Source organism: Cellulophaga omnivescoria (assembly GCF_027915275.1).
Classification (GTDB): domain Bacteria; phylum Bacteroidota; class Bacteroidia; order Flavobacteriales; family Flavobacteriaceae; genus Cellulophaga; species Cellulophaga omnivescoria.
On the sequence record NZ_CP115819.1, the window covers coordinates 3,513,274 to 3,525,287 of the forward strand.

Consider the following 12,014-nt stretch of genomic DNA (forward strand, 5'->3'; position numbering starts at 1 on the left):
CACAAGCAAGATGCTTGCGCTAGCGGGGGGGGGTCTCCACCAATTAGACCTTTAGATTATTAATTATGTTTATTCAATTAAAACCACAAGCTCCTTCTCAGCTTGGTAGAGAAACAGAGTACGACAAGTCGTTTACACCTTGGAAAGTATTAAAGTTACATATTGTTTTAGATTTATGGTCAAATGACGATATTTTAAGAAATTCACCTTGTTATTTTATAACTAAAAGAGTTTATGATGCTCTTTTAAAGACAAATTTTACTGGATTTGAATTTGGAGAAAAAGTAAATGTTGAAGTTTCTGAGACTTTTAAAAATTTATACTCTGAAAAAAAACACCTGATTATTACTTAATTAGAATAACTGGAGAGGCGAAAAAAGATGATTTTGGAATAGAAACTCCAAATAAATTGATAATATCAGATAATGCTCTTTTGTTTTTAAAAGAATTTAATTTGGTAGATGCAAGAGTTATTTCTTTATCTTGAGAATAAACCTGTCTCGCTTTCGAGTCCTCCCCCGCTAGCGAAATCATCCTGCTCCTGCCGTAAAGAGTAATCAGAGTAACAAAAAATTAAAAAACCACCCAAACGGTACATTTAGGTGGCTTTTTACTAATTTTTAAGTATTACTGTTTATAAAATTGTTTGCTTTCTGTTCCTGGTATAGAAATAATATACATTCCAGATTTTAAATTGTCTAAAGAAATAACTGCTTCTGCTGCTGTTGCATTCATTTCTTTAACAACAACACCACTCATATTTCTAACAACTAGCTTATCTCCTACTTTTACTCCTGCTACCTTTATTAATTCACTTGCTGGGTTAGGATATACTGTTAAAACAGCTTCACTGCTTCTTAAACTAGCTGTTGTTGGTACTATTTTCCATTTTTGGTTGCCATTGTCCTTACCATAAAAATAAGTTATAGCATTTGTATTTAATGTCCCATTGTTACGGTCTAAACCTTGTGTTTGGCAATGGTTAGGTAATAAGCCGTATACATTTGCACCGTTTTCTACAACTTTCCATTGTTGGTGTTTTCCAGCTGCACTAGTATATGTTGCTACTTGTACTTTATTCTCACATTTGGCGTATGGTACTTCTAAAAATCTATTGTTTGCTTTATTTTTTATAGTGTATACGTTATCACCTAAATGCGTAAAAATCCATTTTTGATCATCAAAATTACCAGGATTTACCATTTTTGCATTAAATGTCTCTAAGGCTCTAGACAATAATCTTTGGTTAGAAGTTACAGACTCTATAGTATACATTCCATTATCTATTAACTGAGAGGTTACTGGCGAACCTGCATCTGCTTTTCCTTTAAGCAATACAATTGCAGAATAAGGCGCTACTGTTACATTTCCTGTGTAATTTTTATGCTTAGCATCTACATAATCTGTAGATCCTAAACTTACAGATTTTGCTACACCTGTTGTATTTACTACAAATTTTATAAATGTACCTGGATTTACTGTTGTTGCAAATTGTACAGGAGCACTCTTTCCTTTTTTCTCGTAATTAGGATATTTTGTTTTAAACTCATTTAACGTATACTCATTTGTCTGCCTAGCTAGCGTAATGCTCAGTTCTTCTTGTCCCTTGTATGGCATACAGTAATAATTACTATTTACATCTCCTAAAAAGGTATTAAAACCAGCATCTGTAATTTGGTTGGTATACCTTGCAGAAAACTGGTTTGGTTTTTTACAAAACAAAATATTATTAGTTATAGTGTTATTGGTGGATTTTGCTACACTACCACCAGCGCCAAAACTATTGCTATAAGTAGATAGTACTAACCCATTGTCACAATTATAAACCGTATTATCTTTAATTTTATTTTTACTAGACAAGTTTGCCATTAAACCCCAACCTACTATATTGTATACGGTATTCTCATAAATTAATTGGTTTTGGGAGTCGTTATCTATATAAATACCAGCTGTTTTAAAGCCTCTACCACTTGGCACACCTCTAATTGCGCCAGGAGAATCGTGTACAATATTGTTATAAATGCTGTTATTTCCGTTTTTATTACCAACAGAATATATACCACCACCATCATCTTTAGTATAACAATAATTACTAATGTTGTTATACCTAATTTTTAAATTACCACCACCAAAATTTAATGCATGATATCCTATGTCTTTAATTGTGTTTTTTTCTATAATGTTAGTAGATGATCCAGACTTACTAATAAACCTTACTCCTGTATAACCAATAAAACCTGGTGCACCCATACCAGTACGCATACCAATATTTTTAACTGTATTATTGCTAAAGGTTAATCCATTTATACCCTCCCAACGTATTGCTACGTTATTACTTTCTTCAAAAACAGTATTTGTTACTTTAATATTGCTTAAGGTAAAACCTAAAGACAAGTAGTTATTACCATTGTAAAAATTACAGTTTGCAATAGTTAAGTTAGATGCACCGCTAATAGACAAAGTCTGACTTAAACCTCCTTCTACTCTTAAATTCTGAATTTTAATATAATTGGTATTATTTAAAGCCAGAGCCTCTTCTCCTGATGGTATTTCTACATTTATATTATTTGGATTAGTATTGCTATACAAATACAATACACCTGCATTGGTATCGTGTGCCCATTCTCCGTTTTTGTCTAATGTGTTAACGTGATTCTGAAAAAAATATCCAAAATTGTTTTCCAAATTGTTTTCAAAACCTGCACTAGGGTCAGCTAAACTAAAATTTACCGTTGTACCTCCGTGAGATGTAACTGTTTCTACCTTTACATTATCATCTGTAGTTCTAATAGCAATTTCACCACCCTTAAACCTGTTTGATGCATATGGTAAACTAGACTCTTCTGAAATAGATTTATTATTTCCTGCGTGAGATTTTATTGTTCTGTAACCGCCATTTGCAGCACTAACATTTGGCTCCCTACCTATTTGCTGTGCTTGATTGTTTAAAAACAAAGACGGAATTCTACCGTTATTTACCTTACCCAAGTTTGTTTTCCAAATATTACCACTATGGCGTGTCCAGTTATTCATTTTTTTAGCCGCTCTAAGTACTGGCTTGTTCCCAGAACCATACGCTTGTAAGACAATAGCTTTACTAGATGACCCTTTTTTGCCTTTTAAATCTAATGAGCCATAAAAGACGTCTCCTCTATTAAAGTTAATAACATCACCTGCTTTAATGTTGTTTTTTTGGCTATTAACCTTATTTATTGTTTTCCACGGAGTAGCCGCAGATGTTCCGTTGTTAGCATCGTTACCAGAGGTGCTAACGTAATAGTTTTTTTGTGCAACTACAGATACTGCACTTAAGAATAGAAAAGCACAGAACAAATATGCTTTTATTTTATGTTTATTTATTATCATAGTAATTGTATTTATAAAGCAGCTTAACTCTAATAGCTAAGCGGCTTTTAGTTATTATTTTTTTATAAACTGAACACCTTTTTCTCCTTCTATACCAATAATATATTTACCGGCTTTTAAGCCCGAAGTAATTAAGGTTTCTGAAGTATATTTGGCTACTTTTTTAAGCAACACATTTCCTAAAAAATCATATAAAACAATATGCTTACCAACGGTAAGTCCAGATACTGTAATATACTCTTGTGCAGGATTAGGATATACTATTACTGTAGTTGTGGCTTCTACTGTTTTTGAACTTAAAATACTGTTAGTTGCTGCATTGTTACAATTAATTTTTAACTCTAATTTTGGTGGTTTTATTCCTTCTTTAGACCAAAATGATACATCGTTACCACTTGCTTGTTTTACTACCAGTGTAATTGTTTCTCCTGGTTGTACACCTGTTAAGTCCCAATTGTAAGTTTCTCCTTTTTTATAAGTAGTTGTTAATGTACCTAATGTAGAACCTGGTAAAGGTTTGTTTGTAGCAGATAAATTATCTTCTGTCCAACTATTAGATTTCCCTTTTAAAACATCTATACGTCCGTTACCATTATCAGTAGATACCGTTAGTTGTAACTTTGCACTAGTAATAGCCGCCGCATTAGCAGGTATTTTAAACTGCAAGTAACTAACCCGCTTAGTGCCCTCTACTCTTAGCTCACTTGTATTATATTTAGATGCTTGTTGTAAATATGCATCTTCTAAAACAGAAACTGTTACCTCTCTATTGCAAGCATTAGAACCTCCTGAATTTTCACTCAAAATTATAGGATACAATGTGCCTCCTTTAGGTGTTAAACTCGCAGATAATGCAGGGAAATTAGTAGCAGGGTTTGCTGGTTTTACTTCCTTAGGCCCTTTATAAAGTAAATTAGGATTAGACCAAGGCCTAGCATTATTGTGGTTTTGTTCTAAACAATTGTTCTTAAAAATAAAATTTGGTTTTTCTGAGTTTGTATGCTGACTAGACCAAGGTCCCATAATTGCATAATAATTAGGCTCTTTGCTGTTATTATAAGCTGCATTAGGAGTATCTGCCTTTGAGTTAGGCATATCAAAAGGCAATGTAATTCTGTTGTTTTCTATTAAATTATTCCCTTTATCTCCACTATGGAAACTCACCTCTTGTCTAAAATCATTATCATAAACCACATTGTACTCTACATTACCGCCTTGTAAAGAAATATGCCTTAAATGTGTAACCTCACAACCTGTTATTAAATTATACGCTCCTTGTATAAAAAAATAACCTTGTGCACCACCAGCTTTCTTATGTGCTCCATCTACCTTTAAATCTCTTAAAGTAATATGGTTAGATGGTACTCTTACAGGATCTCTAGCCGAGTTTAGTATGGTTACTTTATCTAACCAACAATCTTCAGATCTGTTAAACTTTACAGAAATATTATCATTATTTTTTAGCTCATCATTAGCATCTAAACTATAATTCCAGTTGTACTTAGGTTTTCCCCAACTACCTTCTATAGTTAAAGTGTAAATACCACTTTTACGTACTTTGTAAAAACTAAATGCATCACCATTATTCATTTTTATAATACACTTTACATTACCTCTGCTTTCTCCTATTAAAGAGACATTAGATTTCATTACAATACGCTTATTAATAGTATAAGTGCCATTTTTTAGTAACACTGCTACTAACCCACTTTGTTTAGATGCATCATTTATAGTACTATTAATAGCGTCACTATTTGCACCATTTGTAAGTGTTTTTACAACTTTTACATCTTTTAAAAACGGAATACCACCTCTAACACCGGCTTTTTGCCATTCTTTCATTTGCGGATATCTACTGTCATACTTACTATTATTAAAACGTACACCTGGATCACCTACTTTTAATTGTGCTGTTACCTTAAACCCAAAACATAATAGGCAGACTAAACAGTAAACAAATGCTTTTTTTTGTTTATATAGATAAAGTTTCATATCATTTAACTAAAAAAGCTACTTAGAAAATTAATCTCTAAGTAGCCTTATGGTTATTATTTTTTTATAAAATGAATTCCGTCTTTTCCTTTAATAGAAATGATATATTTACCCGATTTTAAGGCTGAAACATCAATGGTTTCTGCAGTAGTACTAGCTACTTTTTTAAGTGCTACATTTCCCGTAAAATCATATATAATAAGTTGTTCTCCATTGGTTACTCCAGTAATGGTTATATAATCTTGTGCCGGATTAGGAAAAACTTTAACATCGCTAGCCATAACCTTTAAAGCAACATTAGCGGTTTTAGAACTAGAGCAGCCCTCCAATACTTCTTCTGGTCCAGCTCCAACAGGTTTAGTATAAGTCTTAGAAAGTACAAACTTATCCATCTCAAATCCGTCCTCTCTCATTGAAAAAGAAATTGTATGCACTCCTGCACTTGGTACATTTATAAATATTTTTTGTGGTTCGCCACAATGGTTTGCATTTGTGCGTTGTTTGCTCTCCCATGTCCATTGTTGTTTACCAGTACACCATTGCATTTTTTGTCCAGAAGCTGGCCAAGTACCATTAATACCAACGTGTACACCGTTATCTTCTGATCCGGTAGAATATGCTCTTACCCAAACAAAATATTTACCCGGACTAGAAAACTTAACTTTATAGTCTACAATAGCTATTTTTCCTGGCTGATTAGAAAAATTTTGAGCATTAAGAGGATCACTATGAGTTACTCTTGTATCTGGTAAAATTTCTAAATACCCGTTGCCACTAGCTTGGTTATAGTGGTTTGTATCTGGATCTGGAGTTGGAGTACCTGTTGTGGTTCCATTAAAAGAATACCATTTTCTATCGCCATCTTTAGATTGACTAAAAAAATGTTCTGCTTCTACAGCTACTACTCCATTTTTTTCTACAGCAATACAATCATTACCAGGTTCTTCAGTAATAACATCTTCTTCAAAAATTAGCTTATTTACATTAAATAAATAACCAGAACCACCTGTAAAGTTTAATTGAAGTGTTTGCTCACCTACTTCTAAATTAACAGTTGTACTTACCGTTTTCCAGGTTTGCCAACCTCCTGTGTTTGCAACTGTAAGTTCTCCAACATTGGTTCCATTTGCATCAATCTTAATTGTACCACCAACAGTATTAGTAGCTACTTTTGCTTGTACTTTGTAAGCACCTGCTTCTACTACACTTACTTTGTACTTGGTAAAATCACCATTTTCTACATAACCTATATTTTTTCCTCCACCAACATCAGATGTGTTTTCTACTTCTATACCCAACTGATCTGTAAAGTTTTCAGCTTCTAATGTTCCTGGTAATGAAATATTGTTATTTACTACTCCGTTAGCTTCATCACATTCAACCTCTAAAATTAATTTAGGAGCAGAAGAACCCTCTTTAGAAGAAAAAGACACATCATTACCCGCAGTTTGCTTTAGTATTAAAGTAATGGTTTCGCCAGGTGTTACATTAGTTAAGTTCCAAGTATAATTACTACCTACACTATAAGTAGTGTTTAATTGCCCTAATTTTGTGCCTTCTGCAGGTTTGTTTGTGTTAGACAAATTAGCCTCTGTCCAGTTAGTAGAGCTTCCTTTAAAAACCTCTATTAAACCATTGCCAGAATCACTAGAAACTGTAAGTTGTAACTTTACACCTGTAACTGTTTTAGAGGTTGTAGGTACTGTAAACTGTAGGTAAGCTAGTCTTCTACCACTTTCTACTCTTAATTCTGCGTTGTTAAACCTAGTTGTTCCTTGTAAATAGGCATCGTTTGTTAAGGTAGCAGTTATATTGCTATTACAACCACCAGCATTACCATCTTCATTTTTACTTGTAACTAACGCAACCCAATCGTTAGTATCTGGTGCTACCAAATTATTACCTAATGTTGTTTTTGCTGATAAATTGCCACCTTCTCTTGGGTTAAACCATTGTACATTATACTTATTATTACCACTTGGCAAGCTTAAAGATGTACTGCCTCCGTTTGGTCTGTATATAGCGTATGTTTTTCCTTCTTCTGCAAAAACATAATCTTTACTATCTGCAGTAACACCGTCATCAGAAACCATTTTTGTTAAGTTAGGTAACAAGTTTTCGTTAAAAAATTTAAGTGCATAACTACCCTGCTTATACTTAGCTCCTCTTTTTCTATGATCTTGTCCGTTAAGGTCACCATCATTACTTGTATAACCACTGTAATACTCTACACCAGCGCCACCAGCTAAAAATGTAGCCCAAAGTACTTTTTCTCTAACCTGCTTGTCAGATACCATTATACCTTGTGATGCACTACCTTGCTCATCATTTGCTACCACCCATTTTTTACCAGTATTTCTTGAATTTATTACCCATCTACGTATATCTTTATGTACGTTGTTTTGACTTGTTTGTACAGATAAGCCTGTTAAGTTAGACTTGTTACCTATTAACGGATTATACCTTTGGTCTTGTTGCCCTGGATAAGTATGCAAAACGATATGATGATTATACGGGTCTAAATTTTTAATATAATTTATAGTAGCTTTTACCACTTCGTCCTTAATGGTAGATTCTTCAGACAAGTTCCAGTTTAATGCTAAATGGTGTGCAAACCTGGCAATTAACTCGCGGTAGTATAATTTTCGTTCCCTACCAAAAGTATGACCATCCATTTTTTCACAATTTTCAGTTTCCATTGTTTTAAAATGCAAGTACATTCCCTTTTTATCTGCGTACTCCATTACTTTCTCCCATTGTGCAAGTTTAGATACATCAAACCTATCTTTATGTAACTTATTCCACTGTTCAGATTTGCTTGCGCTAGAGTAATCTGATGATGCCCCTTTTAATATGTGCGGAAAAACAGCACCATCATCACCACCTGCTGCCCATGTTAAAAAAGAGATAACATTAGCACCTTGTCCGTATAAATAGTTTATAGAGCCCAATATGCCTTTACCTTTACCACTGTTCCAAGTATAAGCACTTGCATCTGTAGCATTATAGTCTGTAACATGTGCTTGCCAAGTTTTACTTTTATTACCTCCAGCTGTATTTCCTGGTGTACCATCAAAATCTACATAATGAAAGCGGTTTTCTGGAGAGTCTGCACCTACTTTTAAAAACCAAGGTCCGTTAGGATTATTAGGGTTTGTACCAGTATGCTTTAAATAGTGCTCTCCTACATACTGTAATCTTCCTAAATCCTTATTTCTTAAATCTCTTCCTGTTTTGTTAGATTCGTTAATTGTAAAACTACCAGTAGTACCATTCATAAATCCTCCGTTAGTACCGCCATTGTTTATTGCAACGTTAGTCCCCGTTTTAAAAACCACTGCCCAGTTCCAAAGTCCTATATCATCTGGTGTAAAATGTACTCTCCATTTATTACCAGAAGTACAACCCGTATTTTCTGCGTTACCACACGCTGCATAATAGCCAGGTACAGTAAAACTTCTGTTGCTATTTTTGTGTGTAAAAGTTACATCTAATCTGTAATCTGAAAAGGGATTAGGATTAGCAGTTTCTGAAGTATTTGGTCCATTAAAAGTTAAAGTAAGCTTATGCCACCGTTTTAATTCTCCGTCTGGAGTTTGAGCATTTAAAAACATACTAAAGAGTATGAATGCCATAAGTAATTGAGGTTTAAAAAATTTCATAGTAGTAAAATTTAAATTAAGGGTTAATCAATTAGTAATAAACACCTTGTGACCTTAAAAAAAGTTTAAGACTTTGTTATCTATATATTGTATTGTTTAAAAATAATGTACTTATATCCTAAATATAGCTTATAACTTAGCATAAGGAATTACCTAAAAAACACAATTTTTTATAAAATAACGGATTGGAAAAAATCACAAGATTTAGTTTTTCTATATCATTAAAAAATGTTGAGTAAAAACATAAGTATGCCTATATGCAACTAAATAAATTAGTCCAATTATAGTACTTGGCTTTGTTTTAGAACCAAGTAGCACATTTTAGCAAACAGTACTTTTTAACTTGTACTTTTAAATAAAAGTTGAGATGATTTTATATGATAAATAAGGAGTGAATAACAAGCCCAAAACTCGTTTTTAGCAATGTAGTAGAACTTAAGTACAATTGTTTTCATTTTGTAAATAATTAAGTTGATAAAAAAATTCTTTGGGGATACATCAAAGGTAAGTAATTTCTTACTTTAAAATTAAAAAAAATTCATATAAATAATTTTTTTTTACAATTATGCATAATCACTTAGAAATACTGACAATATAAAAGGTATTTTGGAATAAATATTAATAATTTAACAAGAATAAACTTAAATAAAAGCAAAGCCAAAATATTGCTTAAAAATTATATTTTATACTAACAACTGTTATCTAATTTGTTAATTCACATATTTTTAACACTTTTACTTCAATTTTTTTTAATAATATATTTGTGCTAACTATACAGTAAATACTACAATCTACAATTAATATACTGCTATCTATACTATTATAGCAAAACTACAGCCAATACATACCAAAAAAACAGTGTTATAATTAGAAGTATTTTTGTAAATTTATGAATACCATTTACCTTAGTTACATACTAACCCCTTTTTAACCTTACTTTATGGGAAAAAAACTAATTATAGTTTCCGTAATATTATTCCTACTAATAACAATTGTAATCTGGAACGTTTCATTAAATCAAGTACAAACGTTCACAAAAAACATAATATTAGTAGAAAACATAAAATCTAACAATAAGCTTGTAGAAACAGAGTCAAAGCTAAACGAGTTATATAACATTAGTAAAAAAAATGTATTATACATTAGTAAACTAATAGAGTTAGATTTAGAGAACAATACATCTATTCTAGAAATTGAAAAGAAATTAAAAACTTTTATAGATATAGACCCTAACTACTTCCAAGCTAGATTAATTAATACTAGTGGCATAGAAGTTATACGTGTTGATATAGACTCCTTGGCTTCATCAATAAAATACCAAGACAAATCTAGCAGGTATTACTTTAAAGAATCTATAAAAGCTAAAAAGAATGAAGTATATATCTCTCATTTAGATCTTAATATAGAAAAACAAAAAATAGAAATACCCTACAGACCTACAATTCGTTTTTTTACACCTGTATATGTAAATAATGAATTGCAAGGAATAGTTGGACTAAATTTAAACGCAAAAAATTGGTTTAAAAATTTAGATAATTATAACCTAACATTACTAAACTCTAGAGGAGAAATTTTTTATGGTAATGATGATGAACTTTACAAATTATCTAAGATAGATTTAAACAAAAAGGATGAAAATGGTAATAACTTATATGTTTCTAAAACAATAAGTTTAGAAGGCAACCATCCTTGGACAATATATACGAGCACAAAAATTGAAGATACAGAAAATAGACTTGCTACTTTTAAATTTGAAACTTATAAAAATGCAGGTTTGCTTAACCTAGGGTTACTTATATTTTTAATTATAGTGTACTCTTTATATATTAAAAATGAAAACATATCTAACCTAAACCAAACTGTAGAGAACAGATTATCTGAAAGAGATACATTATTAAAAGAAATTCATCACAGAGTAAAAAACAATTTACAAGTAATTACCAGTTTACTTAGTTTACAGTCTAGCTTTATTAAGGATGAAGAAACAAGAGCTCTTTTTAGATATAGCCAATACAGAATTAACTCTATGGCCATTATTCATGAAATGCTTTACAGATCTAATGATTTAAGCAGAATTAATTACGGAAGCTATATGGAACAATTAGCAAACACTATGCTAATTTCTATGAAAGGTAATGCAACTAATATTAAACTAGATATTAAAGCAACAGACTTGTATTTAAATTTAGATACATCTGTGCCATTAGGATTAATGATTAACGAAATAATTACTAACTCTTTAAAATACGGTTTTAAAGATATGCAAGAAGGAGTACTAAGCATTGAAGTAAAAAAATTAGTATACCCTAACTTTTTATTATTAATAGGAGATAACGGAAAAGGATTTCCAAAAAGTATCAATTTTAGAAATACAAAATCTTTAGGACTTAAATTAATACACAAACTAGCCCTACAACTTAGAGGTAATATTGAAAAAGATAACTCTAAAAAAGGAACAAATTACATCATCACATTTCAAGAAATAGAACAAACATCATAAATTATGGCATTAAAAGTACTCATAGTAGAGGATAATATGATTATCCAAATGTTTATAGAAAGCATAATTGAATCTATGGACGAGAATATTGTTAGAACCGCTAGTAATAGCAATGAGGCTATTTCTGCCTTACGATTTTTTTCTCCGGACATTATATTATTAGATATTGGCTTAAGTGGAGATAAAGATGGTGTGGAGGTTGCAGAAATTATAAATAAAGACTACCAAATACCATTTGTATTTATAACAGGTAATTCTGATACCTCTACTATAGAACGAGCAGAGAAAACCAATCCAATGCACATTATTCGTAAACCAATTGATGAAAATCAGTTAAAAGCTGAGTTTGAAATAATATGCAGCAAATTGACCGAAAAACGATAGAAAAGTGCATTTCAACTCAAAAAAGAGTTATTTAATCGATGAAATAACCTTTTTTAGCAAAAACCTATGAATATTTACTAGTACAGGTAACGGGTAAAAACTAGATCTTT

General features: G+C 31.6%; 6 protein-coding genes. 3 read left to right on the forward strand and 3 right to left on the reverse strand.

Annotated elements, in window-relative coordinates; translation table 11 throughout:
- Positions 1-65: 65 nt before the first annotated feature.
- Positions 66-353: a hypothetical protein gene (locus tag PBN93_RS15480; RefSeq protein ID WP_077400013.1), complete on the forward strand. Its 288-nt coding sequence runs from the start codon at positions 66-68 to the stop codon at positions 351-353.
- A 274-nt stretch (positions 354-627) separates the two neighbouring features.
- Here the strand turns inward: PBN93_RS15480 and PBN93_RS15485 are convergent, their stop codons facing one another.
- The 3 genes from PBN93_RS15485 to PBN93_RS15495 are packed head-to-tail and all read right to left on the reverse strand — an operon-like array spanning position 628 to position 8,993.
- Positions 628-3,366, reverse strand: coding sequence for a right-handed parallel beta-helix repeat-containing protein (locus tag PBN93_RS15485; RefSeq protein ID WP_077400019.1), 2,739 nt, complete (start codon positions 3,364-3,366; stop codon positions 628-630).
- 54 nt (positions 3,367-3,420) lie between these two features.
- The gene (locus PBN93_RS15490; protein ID WP_271081056.1) at positions 3,421-5,358 is read right to left on the reverse strand and encodes a CBM96 family carbohydrate-binding protein; all 1,938 of its coding nucleotides are present in this window, start codon (positions 5,356-5,358) and stop codon (positions 3,421-3,423) included.
- Positions 5,359-5,414: 56 nt separating this feature from the next.
- The gene (locus PBN93_RS15495; protein WP_271081057.1) at positions 5,415-8,993 is read right to left on the reverse strand and encodes a carbohydrate-binding protein; all 3,579 of its coding nucleotides are present in this window, start codon (positions 8,991-8,993) and stop codon (positions 5,415-5,417) included.
- A 967-nt stretch (positions 8,994-9,960) separates the two neighbouring features.
- Between PBN93_RS15495 and PBN93_RS15500 the strand changes: the two genes are divergently transcribed.
- Both PBN93_RS15500 and PBN93_RS15505 read left to right on the forward strand, forming a co-directional pair.
- Positions 9,961-11,520, forward strand: coding sequence for a sensor histidine kinase (locus PBN93_RS15500; protein WP_271081058.1), 1,560 nt, complete (start codon positions 9,961-9,963; stop codon positions 11,518-11,520).
- A gap of 3 nt (positions 11,521-11,523) precedes the next feature.
- Positions 11,524-11,904 carry a response regulator gene (locus tag PBN93_RS15505; protein ID WP_271081059.1) on the forward strand — a complete coding sequence of 127 codons (381 nt, stop codon included), beginning with the start codon at positions 11,524-11,526 and terminating at the stop codon, positions 11,902-11,904.
- Positions 11,905-12,014: the final 110 nt, after the last annotated feature.

What these genes read in the sequence shown, in the direction of transcription:
- PBN93_RS15480 (WP_077400013.1), top strand. Translation starts at nt 66, where the DNA reads ATGTTTATTCAATTAAAACCACAAGCTCCTTCTCAGCTTGGTAGAGAA.
- PBN93_RS15485 (WP_077400019.1), bottom strand. Translation starts at nt 3,366, where the DNA reads ATGATAATAAATAAACATAAAATAAAAGCATATTTGTTCTGTGCTTTT.
- PBN93_RS15490 (WP_271081056.1), bottom strand. Translation starts at nt 5,358, where the DNA reads ATGAAACTTTATCTATATAAACAAAAAAAAGCATTTGTTTACTGTTTA.
- PBN93_RS15495 (WP_271081057.1), bottom strand. Translation starts at nt 8,993, where the DNA reads ATGGCATTCATACTCTTTAGTATGTTTTTAAATGCTCAAACTCCAGAC.
- PBN93_RS15500 (WP_271081058.1), top strand. Translation starts at nt 9,961, where the DNA reads ATGGGAAAAAAACTAATTATAGTTTCCGTAATATTATTCCTACTAATA.
- PBN93_RS15505 (WP_271081059.1), top strand. Translation starts at nt 11,524, where the DNA reads ATGGCATTAAAAGTACTCATAGTAGAGGATAATATGATTATCCAAATG.